This is a genomic window from Thalassospira sp. ABD4_177, from assembly GCF_056160125.1.
This window is the reverse complement of record NZ_JBSWWO010000002.1, coordinates 80,461-97,822: the sequence shown is the minus strand read 5'-3', so window position 1 is coordinate 97,822 and position 17,362 is coordinate 80,461. Positions and strand designations below refer to the sequence as shown.

The 17,362-nt window shown below is 56.5% G+C and carries 16 protein-coding genes; 15 read left to right on the top strand and 1 reads right to left on the bottom strand.

Annotated features, from left to right (window positions below; all coding sequences use genetic code 11):
- Positions 1-46 precede the first annotated feature (46 nt).
- Positions 47-2,221, bottom strand: coding sequence for a HAMP domain-containing methyl-accepting chemotaxis protein (locus ACXAF0_RS13160; protein WP_475346332.1), 2,175 nt, complete (start codon positions 2,219-2,221; stop codon positions 47-49).
- Between the two features lie 484 nt (positions 2,222-2,705).
- Here ACXAF0_RS13160 and ACXAF0_RS13155 point away from each other — a divergent pair, with 484 nt between their 5' ends.
- The 15 genes from ACXAF0_RS13155 (at position 2,706) to ACXAF0_RS13085 (ending at position 17,336) form a co-directional block, all read left to right on the top strand.
- Entirely contained in the window at positions 2,706-3,452 is a 747-nt protein-coding gene (locus tag ACXAF0_RS13155) for a YebC/PmpR family DNA-binding transcriptional regulator (protein ID WP_475346331.1), read from the top strand.
- A gap of 81 nt (positions 3,453-3,533) precedes the next feature.
- Positions 3,534-4,064 (top strand): crossover junction endodeoxyribonuclease RuvC, encoded by a 531-nt coding sequence (gene ruvC, locus ACXAF0_RS13150; RefSeq protein WP_475346330.1) that lies wholly within the window; start codon positions 3,534-3,536, stop codon positions 4,062-4,064.
- On the top strand, positions 4,061-4,756 hold the full coding sequence (gene ruvA / locus ACXAF0_RS13145) for a Holliday junction branch migration protein RuvA (protein ID WP_475346329.1): 696 nt from the start codon (positions 4,061-4,063) through the stop codon (positions 4,754-4,756). Before ruvC ends, ruvA begins: the two co-directional genes overlap by 4 nt.
- Positions 4,753-5,814 carry a Holliday junction branch migration DNA helicase RuvB gene (ruvB, locus tag ACXAF0_RS13140; RefSeq protein WP_475346328.1) on the top strand — a complete coding sequence of 354 codons (1,062 nt, stop codon included), beginning with the start codon at positions 4,753-4,755 and terminating at the stop codon, positions 5,812-5,814. Before ruvA ends, ruvB begins: the two co-directional genes overlap by 4 nt.
- On the top strand, positions 5,814-6,275 hold the full coding sequence (locus tag ACXAF0_RS13135) for a YbgC/FadM family acyl-CoA thioesterase (protein WP_475346327.1): 462 nt from the start codon (positions 5,814-5,816) through the stop codon (positions 6,273-6,275). Before ruvB ends, ACXAF0_RS13135 begins: the two co-directional genes overlap by 1 nt.
- Before the next feature lie 7 nt (positions 6,276-6,282).
- Complete coding sequence (gene tolQ, locus ACXAF0_RS13130; protein ID WP_167721624.1) at positions 6,283-7,014, top strand: protein TolQ; 732 nt, start codon at positions 6,283-6,285, stop codon at positions 7,012-7,014.
- Positions 7,015-7,016: 2 nt separating this feature from the next.
- Entirely contained in the window at positions 7,017-7,469 is a 453-nt protein-coding gene (gene tolR, locus ACXAF0_RS13125; RefSeq protein ID WP_475346326.1) for a protein TolR, read from the top strand.
- A 7-nt stretch (positions 7,470-7,476) separates the two neighbouring features.
- Complete coding sequence (locus ACXAF0_RS13120) at positions 7,477-8,397, top strand: energy transducer TonB (protein WP_475346325.1); 921 nt, start codon at positions 7,477-7,479, stop codon at positions 8,395-8,397.
- 39 nt (positions 8,398-8,436) lie between these two features.
- Positions 8,437-9,807, top strand: coding sequence for a Tol-Pal system beta propeller repeat protein TolB (tolB, locus tag ACXAF0_RS13115; protein WP_475346324.1), 1,371 nt, complete (start codon positions 8,437-8,439; stop codon positions 9,805-9,807).
- Between the two features lie 129 nt (positions 9,808-9,936).
- A complete protein-coding gene (gene pal / locus ACXAF0_RS13110) occupies positions 9,937-10,431 on the top strand; it encodes a peptidoglycan-associated lipoprotein Pal (RefSeq protein ID WP_475346323.1) in 495 nt (164 codons plus the stop codon).
- A gap of 153 nt (positions 10,432-10,584) precedes the next feature.
- The gene (ybgF, locus tag ACXAF0_RS13105; RefSeq protein ID WP_475346322.1) at positions 10,585-11,655 is read left to right on the top strand and encodes a tol-pal system protein YbgF; all 1,071 of its coding nucleotides are present in this window, start codon (positions 10,585-10,587) and stop codon (positions 11,653-11,655) included.
- Positions 11,656-11,664: 9 nt separating this feature from the next.
- Positions 11,665-13,125, top strand: coding sequence for a tRNA lysidine(34) synthetase TilS (tilS, locus tag ACXAF0_RS13100; RefSeq protein ID WP_475346321.1), 1,461 nt, complete (start codon positions 11,665-11,667; stop codon positions 13,123-13,125).
- An 85-nt stretch (positions 13,126-13,210) separates the two neighbouring features.
- Complete coding sequence (gene ftsH, locus ACXAF0_RS13095; protein ID WP_475346320.1) at positions 13,211-15,154, top strand: ATP-dependent zinc metalloprotease FtsH; 1,944 nt, start codon at positions 13,211-13,213, stop codon at positions 15,152-15,154.
- A gap of 13 nt (positions 15,155-15,167) precedes the next feature.
- Complete coding sequence (gene folP, locus ACXAF0_RS13090; protein WP_475346319.1) at positions 15,168-16,283, top strand: dihydropteroate synthase; 1,116 nt, start codon at positions 15,168-15,170, stop codon at positions 16,281-16,283.
- Positions 16,284-16,550: 267 nt separating this feature from the next.
- Positions 16,551-17,336, top strand: a complete 786-nt coding sequence (locus tag ACXAF0_RS13085) for a response regulator transcription factor (protein WP_475346318.1) — start codon at positions 16,551-16,553, stop codon at positions 17,334-17,336.
- Positions 17,337-17,362: the final 26 nt, after the last annotated feature.

Below are 17,362 nucleotides of genomic sequence, written 5' to 3'. Positions count from 1 at the left end.
AGGCCCACCAATTGGCGGGCCTTTTGAGGTTATGTGGTGAATGGGCTCAGGAAGCCGCGCGGTCATGCGCCTGTTTACGCAGATCATCGAGAATGCCGTTGATCCGTGAACGAAGGCTTTCGACCTTCTCGGAGGCATCCTGTGCCGTTGCCAGAACCTGACCGGAAAGTTCGCCGGTCTTACTGGTTTCATTGGCAACTTCCGTGATCGAGGACGAAACAGAACGGGTACGGTCTGCCGCACCACGGACGTTGCGCGTGATTTCGTCGGTGGCAGCACCCTGTTCTTCAACCGCAGCAGAGATGGTGGTCGCGATTTCATTGATGTTTTCAATGATGCGGCCAATATCGCCGATGGCGGTAACAGACGCACCGGTGGCTTTCTGAATGCCAGAAATCTGGCCCGAAATTTCCTCGGTGGCTTTTTCTGTCTGGTTGGCAAGGTTTTTGACCTCGGCCGCGACAACCGCAAAGCCCTTGCCTGCATCGCCGGCACGGGCCGCCTCGATGGTGGCGTTAAGCGCAAGCAGGTTGGTCTGCTCTGCAATGTCGGTGATCAAGGCGATCACTTCACCAATGCGGTCTGCAGATTGCGACAGGCTGTTGACCAGTTCGTTGGTTTCCTCGGCACGGTTGGCTGCCTCGTTCGAGATACGGGTCGATTCCGCCATCTGACGGTTGATTTCCGCATTCGACGCCGACAGCTGTTCGGTCGCGGCCGCAACCGTTTCAACATTGCCGGTTGCTTCCTGGGCAGAACTGGCAACGTCTTCGGTCTGGCCGGAAACCAGTTCCGCACTCGAGGTCATCTGACCCGAAACACCCTGAAGCTGGTCTCCAAGGGCTGCGATTTCGTTCACAGCACTTTCAACTTCGTTCTGAAGCGTATCAGCAAGTGCGAGAAGCTCGTCACGAAGCGCTTCGTTGCGTTCGTGATTAAGGCGCTCTTCCTCGGCCTGCATTTCCTGCACTTTAAGGGCGTTCTTTTTGAACACCTCGACCGCACGACCCATGGCACTGATTTCATCATTGCCTTTGGCCGGGACCGCGACCTCAAGATTACCATCGGCAAGCTGGACCATGGTTTTCTGCAAAAGACCAAGGCGACGCAGGACGTTGCCACGAACATACAGAACATAAATCAGAAGCGAAATCACAACACCAATCGCTGCAACAGCAGTCAGCACGGTCAGGCTCTGTTCTTCAACAACCGATGCCTGTGTGGCCGCCTGATCAACTTCGGCACTCAGACCGGCAACCAGTTCGGCAACGCTGTTACGCATCGCATTTGCATATTCGCCACTCTGCACAACAAGCGCCTGGCTTTTCTCGGTTGCTTCAAGTTCACGCTTGCGAAGATCAGGCAGGCTGCCATCGCCAACCGACAGCTTCTGCATCTTGTCGATCAGATCGACATAGAAAGCCTTGAGGCGATCGTTATCAAGTTCGTCAAGTTTGCTCAGCGCATCGGTATACGTCCCGCGAATACGCACCGGAATGATCGACAGGCGTACGGCCTGGGTTTCCGTCGTGCTGGCGATGATCATGTTTGATGCGTTCGCACCTGCACGTTCGATATCTAGGACCGGGCTGCGGGTTTCAATCGCGCTTGCGAATTTCTGGAAGGACTCAAGGATCTCATCCTTGTCCGCGCCATATTTCTTTGATGGATCTTCGGCAAAGGACGCGGCATATTCGCTGCCCTGCGCGATGTCATTCTGGGTATAGGACAATACCGGTTTCAGGGTATCGCCGTACCGTTTAGCCAGGTTCTGGAATTCGCCCAGCTTCTCAGCCTTTTCATCTCTGATCTGGAAACGTTCCTGCGTGACAGCATGCAGCTGTTTGAGGTTGTCCTCAAGAAGCGCGCGGTTGTCATTGATGCTTGCGATGACAGCGGGCATGAAGCCGGTTGCCTCGATCTCTGCGATGTGCCCAGAGAGTTCATCAAGACGAACTGCAAGCTCGTCATTGATCGCCATCTCTTCTTCCGGATTGGCCGCAGCCACAATGCGCGGAGCGATTGCGACAATTTCAGCGCTGCCGGTGGCAAGTGCCTGTGCCGCAGCAATCGGAGGAAGCTTTTCTTCAGTAATCGTGCGAAGCGCGTTACCGAACTGGTTGAAAGATACAGCACCGACGATGGCAGAAATAACCGCCATCAATCCTACCACAGCAAACGATATCAATAGTTTGCTTTGGACCCCGAATTTAGTTCCCATTCTATCTAACCTTTGTTTCCTTGCTGTTCCTGATGGCTTCTTTGTCCATTCAGGTTGTATCTGGCGCCACAGGAAACGCGGTTCCTGTGTGGGTGGCGTCAGCTTGGACCCCTGAGAGTATTCTTCTTTAGTTTAGTATCTACTCTAGAGAGTATTAATGAAAGAATATCATCGTTTCTGCAACATCTATCCGCGTATAGGATGTGGCTATCCCCGGATAGGATTTGAAAACGCGAAAGGAATTGTTCCCGTTTAATCGCACTATTCCCGCCGATTTTTGAGCTTCCTGCCAAGCATGGCTGGACCTCGCAGGGCAAACAGGATATAGGAGCGGTCGAAATTTTCGTTCGCGTATGTCGCAGATTGTGAATGCTCACACTGCATATGCCCGGACGGGCTGGTCTGTCAGGGAACGCCCGTATGACCGGCGAGGTATCGCCCGATACCGTTCCAAAATGAGTTCAATGACGACAGGTTTTAGGTTATGGCCGGCCATTCCCAATTTAAGAACATCATGCACCGCAAAGGTGCGCAGGATAAAAAGCGCGCCAAGATCTTCACCAAGCTCGCGCGCGAAATCACCGTTGCCGCGAAAATCAGCGAAGATATCGACAGCAACCCGCGTCTGCGCGCGGCGATCTCTGCTGCCCGCGCACAGAACATGCCCAAGGACAACATCGATCGCGCGATTAAAAAGGCGACCGGTGCCGGCGAGGGCGACAATTACGAAGAAGTCCGTTACGAGGGCTATGGCACGGCCGGTGTCGCTGTCATCGTCGAAGCGCTGACCGACAACCGTAACCGTACCGCATCGGAAGTCCGTGCTGCTTTCACTAAGCATGGCGGCAACCTTGGCGAAACCGGCTCGGTTGGCTTCATGTTCAACCGTCTGGGTGAGATCGTATATCCTGCCGACAAGGCTGATGCCGATGAAATCTTCGAAGCAGCACTTGAAGCCGGTGCCGCCAACGCGGAATCTGATAATGAAAACCACATCATCGATACCGAGATCGAAGACCTCAATACCGTGCGCGAAGCCCTGACCGAGAAATTCGGCGACCCGGAAAGTGCCAAGATGGTGTTCCGTGCCACGACTGAGGCCGACATCACGGTCGATCAGGCACAAAGCACCATGAAGCTTGTTGATGTTCTCGAAGACAACGATGACGTCCAGAATGTCTGGACCAACGTCAACTGGACCGACGAAATCGTTGCTGGCCTCGACAGCTAATTAATATTTGCCAACACCCGCCTTTCGCTTTTGAATGGCGGGTGTTTTGTATCTGGAACCCGGTTTTCTTTGGGGGATGTAGTGGTCAGAGTGCTCGGGATTGATCCCGGTCTGCAGCGCACCGGTTGGGGTGTCATTGACTTTGAAAACAACCGTATGCGCCACGTCGCCAACGGGGTGGTGACATCTACCCAGGCGCTCACACTGGCCGAACGCCTTGATCAGCTTCATACCGGCCTGATCGAAGTTATCAAGGTCTGGACACCTGACGAGGCCGCGGTCGAGGAAACCTTTGTCAACAAGAACCCGGTTTCGACTCTGAAACTGGGGCAGGCGCGTGGTGTTGCGCTACTCGCCCCGGCACGTAATGGCATCCCGGTAACGGAATATACACCCAATGCCGTCAAAAAGACTGTGGTCGGTGCCGGTCATGCCGCCAAACAGCAGGTCGAAATGATGGTTTCAACCCTGCTTCCGGGATGTGATATTGCCGGGCCGGATGCTGCTGATGCCCTTGCGGTTGCCATCTGTCACGCGCAACATGCCGGAAACCGGTCGCTTGCCAATTCAATGACGGCGCCGCTAACACGAAACGGGAGAAAATACAGGTGATCGCCAAACTGCGCGGAATTGTGGATTTCATCGGCGAAGACAGCGTCATCATTGATGTCAACGGTGTCGGTTATCTGGTTTTTGCGTCGCGCCGGACTCTTTCCATGCTGCCGCCCAAGGGCGGGGATGCCGGGTTGATGATCGAAACCCATGTCCGCGAAGATCACATTCACCTGTATGGCTTTGCCGATAACGCCGAAAAGCAATGGTTTGGGCTTTTGACCACCGTGCAGGGTGTTGGCGCCAAAGTCGCACTGGCACTGCTGTCGGTGTTGACCCCGACCGATCTTTTGCGCGCGTTGGCCGCCCAGGATACCACGGCCCTATGTCGCGCACCGGGAATCGGCCCCAAGGTCGCAACCCGTATCGTCGGCGAGCTTAAAGACAAGGCCGCCAAGCTGAACCTGGGTCCGGTCGCAGCCCCGACAAGCCCGGCCGAGGAACCAGAAAAACCGGCGGCCAAGACCAAGAAATCAAGCAAACCGGCACAGGATGTGAGCGCCAACACAGCGTCGGCAGAACCGGTAGTGGATGATAGCGTCGTTCTGGCGGACGCCGTATCCGCACTGGTCAATCTGGGCTATGGCCGCTCCGAGGCCTTTGGCGCGGTGGGCAAGGCCGCCCAGCAGGCGGGTGAGGATAAGTCGATTGATACCCTGATCCGTCTGGGACTAAAGGAGCTTAGCGCGTGAGCGAAGAAGAAGACCGTCTGCTCAGTGGTGAGCGTCGCGAAGAAGACCAGCAGGATGGATCGCTGCGTCCCCGTCGGCTTGACGATTTTACCGGCCAGAAAGAAGTGCGTGAAAACCTTGATGTCTTCATCAAGGCCGCCAGTGCCCGCGAAGAAGCCATGGACCACGTCCTGTTCTTCGGGCCCCCGGGGCTTGGCAAAACAACCCTTTCGCAAATCGTTGCCAGTGAACTTGGTGTCGGCTTTCGCGCCACATCCGGCCCGGTGATCGCCAAGGCGGGTGATCTTGCGGCCCTTCTGACCAATCTTCAGCCGCGCGATGTTCTGTTCATTGATGAAATCCATCGCCTTAACCCGGCGGTGGAAGAAATCCTTTATCCGGCGATGGAAGACTTCCAGCTCGACCTGATCATCGGCGAGGGGCCGGCAGCACGCTCTGTGCGGATTGATTTGCCGCCCTTTACGCTGGTGGGCGCAACAACCCGTTCGGGCCTTCTAACGACCCCGCTGCGTGATCGTTTCGGCATTCCGCTGCGCTTGCGGTTTTATGAGCCCGAAGAACTGGTCAGCATCGTTTCGCGTGGCGCGAAGCTTTTGAATTTCGAGATGACCGAAGAAGGTGCGATGGAAATCGCCCGCCGGTCGCGCGGTACGCCGCGTATTGCCGGGCGCCTGTTGCGCCGCGTGCGTGACTTTGCTGCCGTGGCCGAAAAATCACCGGTCGACAAATTTATTGCCGATGCGGCCCTGACCCGGCTTGAGGTCGATAACCTTGGTCTTGATAGCCAGGACCGACGGTACCTGAATTGTATTGCCAGTAACTATGGCGGTGGCCCGGTCGGGGTCGATACACTGGCCGCAGCCCTTTCCGAAGAACGCGATACCATCGAAGACGTGATTGAGCCCTATCTGCTGCAGCAGGGCCTGATCCAGCGTACTCCGCGCGGGCGTATGCTGGGCGTTAAGGGCTTCAAGCATCTTGGCCTGACACCGCCGCGCGAAGCGGGCGGCATGCCGCTTTCCGATCTGTTTGACGGGCAGGCGGGGGAAAATTCCTGATGTCACAAAAAGATCACGAGGCCCTTCTCGGGCGCCTTGAGGGCAATCGGCATATCTATCCGCTTATTGTTTATTACGAAGATACCGATGCAGGCGGGATCGTTTATCACGCCAATTATCTTGCCTTCGCCGAACGGGCGCGTTCAGCGATGCTTAACCTCTTGGGCTTTACCAATCGAAATGTTGCAGAACGCCACAAAGTTGCCATAGCCGTTCGACACTGTACGCTCGACTTTCGACGTGCCGCACAGTTGGAAGACCGTCTGACGGTCGAAAGCCGGGTGATCAAGCTTGGGGGCGCATCGCTTGGTTTTGAACAAAAGATCATGCGTGACGGCGAAGAACTTGTGGTGATCGAGATTTATCTCGCCTGCATGTCGTTGGAAGAACTTCGGGCACAACGTCTGCCCGAAGAATTAAGAACAGTATTTAATCGATGTCTCGATGTGACAAAGGACTGACGGGAATATGGAAAATCAAGTGGTCGACGCGGTAACGCTGGGGCAGTCGGTCATGGCGCATGACATGTCTCTTTGGGGACTGTTCATGCAGGCTGGGCTTGTCGTCAAAACGGTGATGATCGGGCTTTTGCTGGCTTCTGTCTGGGTATGGGCGATTGTGATCGAGAAAATCCTGCGGCTGCGCAAACTGCGCGCTCAGGCCCACACCTTCGAAGAAGCCTTCTGGTCGGGCGGATCACTTGAAGACCTCTATGACCGTATCGCCGATCAACCGCGCGATCCGATGTCAGCCATCTTTGTCTCGGCCATGCGCGAATGGCGCCGTTCGAACGCCAAGGGTGTCCACGGCGACACCATGCGTGCCCGCCTTCAGCAGCGCCTTGAAAAATCCATGGAAATTACGCTTGGTCGCGAAATGGACCGGGTCGAACGCTACATGACCTTCCTCGCATCGGTTGGCTCGACCGCACCGTTTGTCGGTCTGTTTGGCACCGTCTGGGGCATCATGGTGTCGTTCCAGTCGATTGCAGCTTCCAAAAACACCTCGCTGGCTGTCGTCGCACCGGGTATTGCCGAGGCGCTTTTTGCAACGGCCATGGGCCTTGTTGCCGCCATCCCGGCCGTGGTTGCCTATAACAAGATTTCCAGCGATCTGAACCGCTACAGCAACCGTCTTGAAGCTTTCGTGGACGAGTTCTCCTCGATCCTTTCGCGCCAACTTGACGACACGAGAGACTGATCATGGGCGCTCAACTTGCCAAATCAGGCGGAGGACGCCGTCGCGGGCGCCGGGGGAACCGGCGCGCTGCCATGAGTGACATCAACGTCACCCCGATGGTCGACGTCATGCTCGTACTGCTTGTGATCTTCATGGTCGCAGCCCCGCTGATGACAGTCGGGGTCGAGGTCGACCTGCCCGAAACCAGTGCGGCCCCTATGACCGGGCAGGATGAACCGCTGGTGGTGTCGGTTTCGGCCGAGGGCACGATTTACATCATGGATAGTGAAATCGCCCAGGACACCCTGAGCGACAAGCTCGCGGCCATTACCGAAAACAAGGCGGACACCCGCATCTTCGTGCGTGGTGACAAGGCGATTGATTATGGCCGTGTGATGGAAGTCATGGGCCTGATCAAGGATGCCGGCTTTACCAAGGTGGCCCTGATCGCCGAATTGCCAGCCCGGGATTCGTAATCGAATTATGCTGCGTTACGCTCTCATATCGCTTGGCTTGCATGTTGCGCTGTTTCTGGCGGCGTGGCTTGGCTTGCCCGATTTGTTCGATGAAACACCGCTGGATTTGCGGTCCATTTCGGTTGAAGTCGTGACGGTGGATGAATTTTCGGCTGCCCCGACCAAGGCGCTGCCAAAGCCTGAACCGAAAGAAGAACCCAAACCGGCTCCGAAACCGGAACCCAAGCCCGAGCCGAAGCCGGAACCAAAACCTGAGCCAAAGCCAGAGCCCAAACCGGAACCAAAACCGGAACCCGTGCCTGAGCCGACACCGGAACCTGCGCCCAAGCCGGAACCGGTCCCAACGCCCGAGGTCACAAAAGAGCCTGAGCCGGAACCGCAGCCGACCGAACTTGCCGCTGTAAAACCAGCAAGCAAGCCGACACCGCCGAAACCGGAACCGGTCGCAAAGCCGGAACCGAAAAAGGAAGAGCCTAAGAAACGCGATCTGATGAGCGTTCTTAAGGATGTCAGCAAGCTTAAGGAAACGTCGCAGGCAACACCGGAACCGCAGCAGGAAGAAACCCCGCAGGAAAATGCCAGCGAGGTTGTGGCGACCCGTCTTGATGCCAATCTGACCATGAGCGAGCTTGATGCCGTCAAACGTCAGATCGAAAGATGCTGGAGCCCGCCGGCGGGTGCCAAGGAAGCTGGCAACTTTGCGGTTGAAATTCATGTCAGCGCCAACCCGGACGGCACCGTCCGTCAGGCGCGGATCAACAACCGCAACGAAATTCAGGGCGATGCTTCCCGCAGAACGATCGCAGAAAGCGCCCTTCGAGCAGTGCTAAATCCGCAATGCAGTCCTCTAAAACTGCCGCTGGATAAATACGAAATGTGGCGCACATTCACGTTCAATTTTGACATGCGTGAAATGCTGGGCCTTTAAGGGTAAACTCCTGATACGCATGGAAAAGAGTGAGGCAGGATGACGATCAAGACCAACGCAAAAAAACGATTTTGGGTAAAAAGCAGTGTCGTGGCACTGTGCGCCCTTGCCGTTGTCGCTGGCCTGAATGTCGGGTTCATGTCGCCGGCAAAGGCGGAACTCCGGATTGATATCACCCGGGGTGAATTGACACCGATGCCAATTGCCGTCACCCGCTTCCCGGGCGAAGGCGTTCCTGAAACCGAAATCGGTCAGAACATCACCCAGGTGATTGCCGCTGACCTTGAACGGTCCGGGCTGTTTTCACCGATCGATGAAAAGGCATTCATTCAGAGTGCGGCGTCATTGGCGGTGAATCCGAACTTTGCCGAATGGCGCGCAATCAACGCACAGGCACTGGTCAATGGTCGCGTCGTGACCGAACCCAATGGTCTGTTGCGTGTTGAATTCCGCCTGTGGGATGTGCTGGCGGAAACCCAGATGTCGGGCGTGGCCTACCGCACGCAGCCCAATAACTGGCGCCGGATCGCACACAAGATCGCCGACGAGATCTATAAGCGTATCACCGGTGAAACCGGCTATTTCGATACGCGTGTTGTTTATGTTTCTGAAAGTGGTCCGGCCGATAACCGGACCAAACGTCTGGCCATTATGGATCAGGACGGTGCCAACCACCGCTTCCTGTCCGATGGCCGGTTCCTTGTGCTGAACCCGCGCTTCTCGCCGACAGCACAGGAAGTGGTTTACATGTCGTACTTTAACGACAAGCCGCGCGTCTATGTTCTGGATATTGATAGTGGCGAGTTGGAATTGCTGGGTGATTTTCCGGGGATGACCTTTGCGCCCCGATTCGCGCCAGACGGGAACTCGGTTGTGATGTCGCAAGCGCTTGACGGGAACAGTGAAATTTACGGTCTCGACCTGCGTACGCGCGAAAAACGTCAGCTGACGCGTCATCCGGCCGTGGATACATCGCCTTCCTACTCGCCTGACGGGTCGCGCATTGCGTTCAACTCCGACCGCAGTGGCGCACAACAACTTTATGTGATGAATGCTGATGGTGGCGGTGCACAACGCATCAGTTTCGGCGGTGGACGTTATGCCACACCGGTCTGGTCGCCGCGCGGTGACCTGATTGCATTCACCAAATCCGAAGGAGGTCGTTATTATATCGGCGTCATGCGGCCAGACGGCAGTGGAGAACGGCTGCTGGCTGAAGGGTATCTCGTAGAGGGACCCACATGGGCGCCGAACGGTCGAGTTTTGATGTACTACCGCCAGCACCCGTCCAGGGACGGGACCAAGGATCGCTATCGTTTGTATTCGATTGATCTTACCGGTTATAACGAGCGAGAGATCGTTACACCGGCGGATGGGTCGGATCCGGCATGGTCGCCCTTGATTCCCTGAAATCTCAAGAGTATAGTCATCGCGAAGCACTGAATGCGATTCGCTTTAATCGCGGGCATTTTCGGTGTCGCGAGACATGGAAAACACCAACCTCGGGCGAATGCGTCCGGTGTTAAGGGGAAAACTTAAATGAAACTTCGTATTCTCAGCGTTTTTGCTGCTGCCGCTCTTCTGGCTGCATGTGAAACTGCACCTGATAGCACGGCGACCACTGGTGGCGACGGTGCAAGCACTTCTTCAAGCGCGTCGTCTTCGACCTCTCTGGCTGAAAACAGCCCTGAGTGGTTCGCTGTAAACGTTGGTGACCGCGTCTTCTTTGGTTTCGATAAATACGATCTTGCCGGTGAAGCACGTCGCACCCTCGAACTGCAGGCCGCTTGGCTGAAAAAATATCCGCAGTACAAAGTTGTTGTTGAAGGTCATGCCGACGAACGCGGCACCCGTGAATACAACCTTGCACTCGGCGAACGTCGCGCAAACTCGGTCAAAGATTACCTGATCGCTCTGGGCATCGACCCGTCGCGCGTTGAAACGATTTCTTACGGCAAAGAGCGCCCGGTTGCTCTTGGCCATGACGAAGAAAGCTGGGCTAAAAACCGCCGCTCTGTTTCGGTTATCCGTTAAGAGCGTGCAGGTGAAAGCCTGACTTGAAGATCAAGGCGCCTGTCCCGTTCGGGGCAGGCGCCTTATTTTTGCCGCCTGAAAATGTTTGAAAGTCACGACAGGTATTTACATAGTGAACTTTCAAAGACTGAATTGACGACAAAGGACCCGAAAATGATCCGCGTTCGATCCGCCATTTCGCCAAGAAACCGGTCCAGAAGCCGCAATGTCCTGATGGCGCTTGCCATCGGCACCGTGTTTGGCATGACATCACTCGGGTCTCAAACGGTCCACGCGCAAGACGCCAACATATCGCGTCAGGTCGAACAGCTGCGCAAGGATCTCGATCTCTTGCAGCGCTATATCTATCGCGAAGGTACCGGTGACGCGGCCGAGGTCGTGGCGTCTTCCGGCGGTGGGGCATCAACCCCGGCGGCCGCCCGTCAACAGGTCCAGATCAGCGCGCTCGAACGCACCACCAGCCAACTGACCGGCCAGCTCGAAGAATTCGACTTCCGCATTCGCAAGATGGAAGACCGTCTTGAACGTCTGGTCGCCGACATCGATTTCCGCTTAAGCCAACTTGAAGGCGGTGCAGTGTCCAATAATGGTGGCGCGGGCGACGGTGCGGCAGCACCGCTTGCCGCAGGCAACGCTGGGCAGGGTACCGGTACTGCGACGAATGCGGGCGCAACGTCCGCCCAAGGCGGGGCAAGTGGCGGCGAACAGCTTAATGATCGTGGCACCAAACTGTTTGGCGTGATCGAAAACGAAGGTCAGCCGCCGCAAATTCCAAGTGGCACGTCTGCCGCCAATACGCCTGCACCGCAAACCCAAACGGCTGCGGCAACCATCGGCACGCCCGAAGAACAATATCGCGAAGCCTTTGGTCTTTTGCGCCGTCAGGATTTCCAGGCCGCCGAACAGGCGCTTGGCAATTTTGTCAGCAACCATCCCAACGATCCGTTGGCGGGCAATGCGCAATACTGGTTGGGCGAAACCTATTACGTGCGTGGCCAGTATGAAAATGCCGCCATCGCCTTTACCGAAGGTTTCCAGACCTATCCCGACAGCACCAAGGCCCCGGATAACCTTCTGAAGCTTGGCATGTCGCTGGCAAATCTTGGCAAGAATGAAGATGCCTGCACGGCCTTCAATCACCTGATCGACAATTTCCCGAACGCCTCGAACGTCGTTCTGGATCGGGCCCGTCAGGAACGCCAGAATCGCGGTTGCCCGCAGTAATCCAATCCCATGATCGACAACGTTACGTCATCATATGATCATCATACGGCGTCCAGTGGTAGTCCACTGGACGCCGTTGTCTTTGATCAGCTGATGATGGCGTTTGCGCCGTTTGAAGCCGCCCCCAAGCTCCTTGTCGGTGTCTCGGGCGGGGCGGACAGCATGGCCCTTGCCCTGCTGGCCCATGACTGGTGTCAGGCCCGTGGCGGGCGCCTCGTTGCGGTGACGGTCGATCACGGCCTGCGCAAGGCCGCAGCCGACGAGGCCCGCTGGGTAAAAGACGAACTTGGCCAGCATGGGATCGAACACATCACCAAACGCTGGCAGGGCGCAAAACCCACCGGTGCGGTTCAGGAAAAGGCGCGTCAGGCCCGTTATCAGATTTTTGATGACCTGATGCAGGAAACGGGCATTTTCCATCTCCTGGTCGCCCATCACGCGGGGGATCAGTGCGAAACCATCGCCATGCGTCGCGACCGGGGCGCGACCCCGCTGGGGCAGGCGGGCATGTCAGCGCGCCGGTTCTTACGCGATGGCCGACTGCTGCGACCGCTTCTGGGCGTTGCCAAGGCAGCTCTTGTCGCAACCCTGATGGCACGCCAGCAGTCCTGGATCGAAGATCCGTCAAACCGCGATGAAAAGTTCGAACGTGTGCGTGTCCGCAATGCGCTTGCCGATGACGCCTTGGACGACGTCGAGGTCGATCCGCAACCTGACGCTGCTGCCCGACACTGCCTCGAACACCGCATCGGGGGTTTGCTGGCGGGCGGCGTGACGCTGCACGCCAATGGTGTTGCCATCCTTAATCCGGATGTTCTGCAGTCTGCCGATGGTGATCGCGAAGCGGCGCTCCATGCGCTGGGGCAGGTGGTGCGCACTGTTGGTGGGGCTGCCTATATGCCTGCCCACGAAAAACTTGATGGGGCGCTGGATCGGCTTGGCTCTGATAAAGCCGCGCGGATCAGTCTTGGCGGCTGTGTCCTGCATGGCCGCAAAGGCGCGATTTGCGTTTACCGGGAATTTGGCCGCATGGCGAAAGATCCGATGGCGTTTGAGACAGAATCGCTCTGCAAATCCATGCTTGTGCGCTTCGATAATCGCTTTGATTGGCGGGTGGATGGGGCGGCACTGCCGGGGCAAAGCGGGCTTTGGATCGGGCCGCTTGGGCTTTGTGATGTGTTTCACACGAAGCCTTTTCGCGCGGCATTGCGCGAAATTGCACCATTTATTGGTAATTTACCGCGCGCAGCCCTTGCATCCATGCCTGCACTCTACGATAAAGAAGGCTTGTTATCCGTTGGCGGGCTTGAGGTTTCGGAGCTTTCCGACGTACTATCCGCCGCCGGTTGCGAACGGCCTCTGGGCAGGGGCAAGATCGCACCAGGTGGCAGTTGGCAGTTTGCGCCGCAAGTACCTTTATGGGAAAGTGGTTTCAAATCGTCACCGAAACCCGACAACCTACTTGCGTAAGCGGGGCTTATGACTATTTGTTTGTCAGACCCTGCGCAGGAAGTTTTGCGTCACGGCACACATAAATTGCGACCAGTAGCTTGGAATGAATATGGGAAAAAATCTCGCACTGTGGGTTATTATCGCCATCCTTTTGGTGGCGCTGTTTAACCTGTTTCAGTCGCCCTCCGGACGGTCCGGTCAGTCGTCGCTGGCATTCTCGGACTTCCTGGCCGAAGTGGATTCCGGCCAGATTTCCGAAGTCACCATCCAGGGCAACAACCTGACTGCAGAAACGCGCGACGGTCGCTCTGTTAATGTTTACACCCCGGATTATCCGAACCTCGTTGAAAAGCTGAATGACAAGGGCGTGCGCATCATCGCACAGCCGGAAGAAAGCCTGTCTCCATTGATGAGCGCTTTGATCAGCTGGTTCCCGATGCTTCTGATCATCGGTGTGTGGATTTTCTTCATGCGCCAGATGCAGGGCGGCGGCGGTAAGGCTATGGGCTTTGGCAAGTCCAAGGCCAAGATGCTGACCGAGAAATCCGGTCGTGTGACCTTTGAAGACGTTGCCGGTATCGAAGAAGCCAAGGGCGAGCTTGAAGAAGTCGTCGACTTCCTGCGTGATCCGCAGAAATTCCAGCGCCTTGGTGGTAAAATCCCCAAAGGCATGCTGTTGGTGGGCCCTCCGGGGACGGGTAAAACGCTTCTGGCCCGTGCGATTGCCGGCGAAGCAAACGTCCCGTTCTTCACCATTTCGGGTTCCGACTTCGTTGAAATGTTCGTTGGTGTCGGTGCATCGCGTGTGCGTGACATGTTCGAACAGGGCAAAAAGAACGCACCTTGCATCATCTTCATCGATGAAATCGACGCTGTCGGTCGCCATCGTGGTGCCGGTCTTGGCGGCGGTAACGATGAACGCGAACAAACCCTCAACCAGCTTCTGGTCGAGATGGATGGTTTCGAAGCCAACGAAGGCGTGATCCTGGTGGCTGCAACCAACCGTCCGGACGTTCTGGACCCCGCATTGCTGCGTCCGGGTCGTTTTGACCGTCAGGTCGTTGTGCCGAACCCGGATCTTGAAGGCCGTGAACACATTCTTGGTGTCCATGCGCGCAAGGTTCCGCTGGGGCCGGATGTTGATCTGCGTACCGTTGCACGTGGTACCCCGGGCTTCTCGGGTGCGGATTTGGCAAACCTTGTCAACGAGGCAGCCCTGCTTGCGGCCCGTCTTGGCAAGCGTGTTGTCACCATGGCCGATTTCGAAAACGCCAAGGACAAGGTCATGATGGGTGCGGAACGTCGCTCCATGATCATGACCGATGACGAGAAAAAGCTGACCGCCTATCACGAAGGTGGCCACGCACTCGTTGCGCTCCATACCCCGGCATCCGACCCGATCCACAAGGCCACCATCATTCCGCGCGGTCGTGCGCTGGGTATGGTGATGCGTTTGCCGGAACGCGATCAGGTGTCCAAGTCCTATGAACAGCTGATTTCCGACCTTGCGGTTGCCATGGGCGGCCGTGTGGCTGAGGAAATCATATTTGGCAAGGACAAGGTCACCACGGGTGCATCCTCGGACATCAACATGGTGACGCAATATGCGCGCAAGATGGTGACCGAGTGGGGCTTCTCCGACAAGCTTGGTAACGTCAAATATGTCGACAACCAGGAAGAAGTCTTCCTTGGTCACAGCGTTGCCCAGCACAAGAACGTTTCGGAAAAAACCGCTCAGCTGATTGACGAGGAAGTCCGTCGTTATTCCGACGAGGCTTACGAATTCGCCAAGCGCGTTCTGACCGAACATCTTGATGACCTGCACAAGCTTGCCAAAGGTCTTCTGGAATATGAAACCCTGTCGGGTGATGAAATCAACGCGCTGCTGCGTGGCGAAGAAATCAACCGTCCGGGCCATTCTTCCGGTGGCGGCAAGGATGCCGGTGGCGGACGTCGTTCCACGGTGCCAAGCACCGGTGGCGCCCGCAAGGATAACCCTGGTGATGGTGGCGGGGACCTTTCCCCGGAACCGCAACCGGGAAGCTAACAGAAAGAGACTGATGGACGAGATCAAAAGATCGGTCCTACGAAGCCCCGCCGATGTGCGGGGCTTCGCCGATTTTGAAGGACCGCTTTACTACGCACCGACCGGTTTCATCGACCATGCCGATGATCCCAATACCTTGCCGCTCGCCGGATCGCGCCGGGGCTTTTCCGCCCTTGAAATCATCCGCCGCCGCGAAGGTGGCGGGGCTGAAAGCATGATCTTGCCGCTGCTCGCCCTTGAAGGCTGGGTGCAAAACAGTGGCCGGGTGGATGAAATCAATGCCGTGCTTGATCGCCTGATGGCTAAACGCCCCGATTTTGCCGGGCTTGATATGGCGTCCTGCCATGTGATGGGCATCGTCAATGTCACGCCGGACAGTTTCTCGGATGGTGGCGATTACAACACCACCGAACAGTCTGTCGCCCGTGCTGAGGCCATGGTGGACCAAGGCGCATCAATCATTGATGTCGGTGGGGAATCGACCCGTCCGGGTGCCGATGACGTTTCCGAGGACGAGGAAATCAACCGCGTGGTGCCGGTCATTCGTGAACTGGCCGCCAAGGGGCATGTCGTTTCAATCGATACCCGCCATGCCAGCGTCATGGAAGCCGCCATCGAAGCCGGGGCTGCGATTATCAATGATGTCACCGGTCTTGAAGGCGATGAACGGTCGATGGAAGTTGCCGCTGCATCGGGTAAGCCGGTCATGCTGATGCATATGCAGGGCGAACCGGGCACTATGCAGGCCGATCCGCAATATGATTGCGCGGTTCTTGATATCTATGACTATCTGCTGGATCGCATTGAAAGCTGCGAGCGGGCCGGGATCTCGCGCGATCGCATTTGCATCGATCCGGGTATCGGTTTTGGCAAGACGCTGTCGCACAATCTTGAACTGTTGTCGCGTTTGGCGATTTTCCATGGTCTGGGCTGCCCGATCCTGCTGGGCACATCGCGCAAGTCCTTCATTGGCAAGATCGATCCCAAGGCTGATCCCAAGCAGCGTCTGGGTGGCTCCATCGCATCAGCCGTCAACGGCTGGCGCCATGGGGTTCAAATGATCCGTGTCCATGATGTATCCGAGACAGTTCAGGCCATCTCGGTCGCCAGTTCGACGGCGATTGTATAATCGTGTATCGGGTGCATCGTCTGCACGTATAACTTGTCATTTTAGCGTCATGGTTTATTAACGGGGGCGCGGAAACGGTTTCAGGCTTGGCTTTGAACCGATTCCGCGCCCTGTGTTTGATTTGTGTCCGATTCTGGCATTTTCTGACCATTTCAGGTTGGTGCTTGCAGAATTGGTGTAATGACCACATACCAATATGTATCAAACAAAAGTGGCGCAAAGTCACAATTGACGGTTGGGCAAACAAGCAAGCGCGATGGTCTTTTTATGAACGAGATTGGCGGTGTGACGGAGCCGTTTGACGGTGATGTCACGTCTGGCTGGAATGCAATGACACACTGTGTTTACGTTGTGGAAGATAACACGGACCTGAATAAGGATCTGTGTGAGTATCTTGAGATGTGCGGTTTTGATGTGGTCGGGTGTGAAACCGGTGCTGCATTTTACCGGGCACTTGATGCGCGTGCGCCCGATGCTGTCATTCTCGATATCATGCTGCCCGATGCCGATGGCTATGAACTGGCCCAGCATGTCCGCAAGACGATTGATTGCGGCATCATGATGCTGACATCGCTTTCGGGCATGGATAATCACCTGACCGGGTACAAATCCGGTGCCGATGTCTATCTGACCAAGGATAGCCCGCTTTCCGTGATCGAGGCCGCTTTGAAACCACTTCTGCGTCGCGCATCGCGTCCCGAAAGCGACGTGGCCGAAACGCCGATCTCCGCGGACAGCTGGGTTCTGGACCTTTTGAACTGGACGCTGCGCAACCCGGAAGGCAGCGAAGCCAAGCTGACCGCGACCGAACGCACCATCGTCAAGCTCCTGATAGAGGCCAATGGCGCCTGGCTGACCCGCCCGGAAATTGTCGAAGCACTCGGCAAGGCCGACACGGCCGAGAATTGCCGTAACCTAGATACCGCCATCCGGCGCGTGCGCCAGAAAATCATGAAGGAAATCGGTGAAGAGCTGCCGGTGCGCACCGCCTATGGTCGTGGTTATGCCTTCACCTCACCGGCCGCCGTTTCCGGCGAGGCCGAAGCGTCCTGATCGATCTGTTGAGTTCAGTTCGTTGA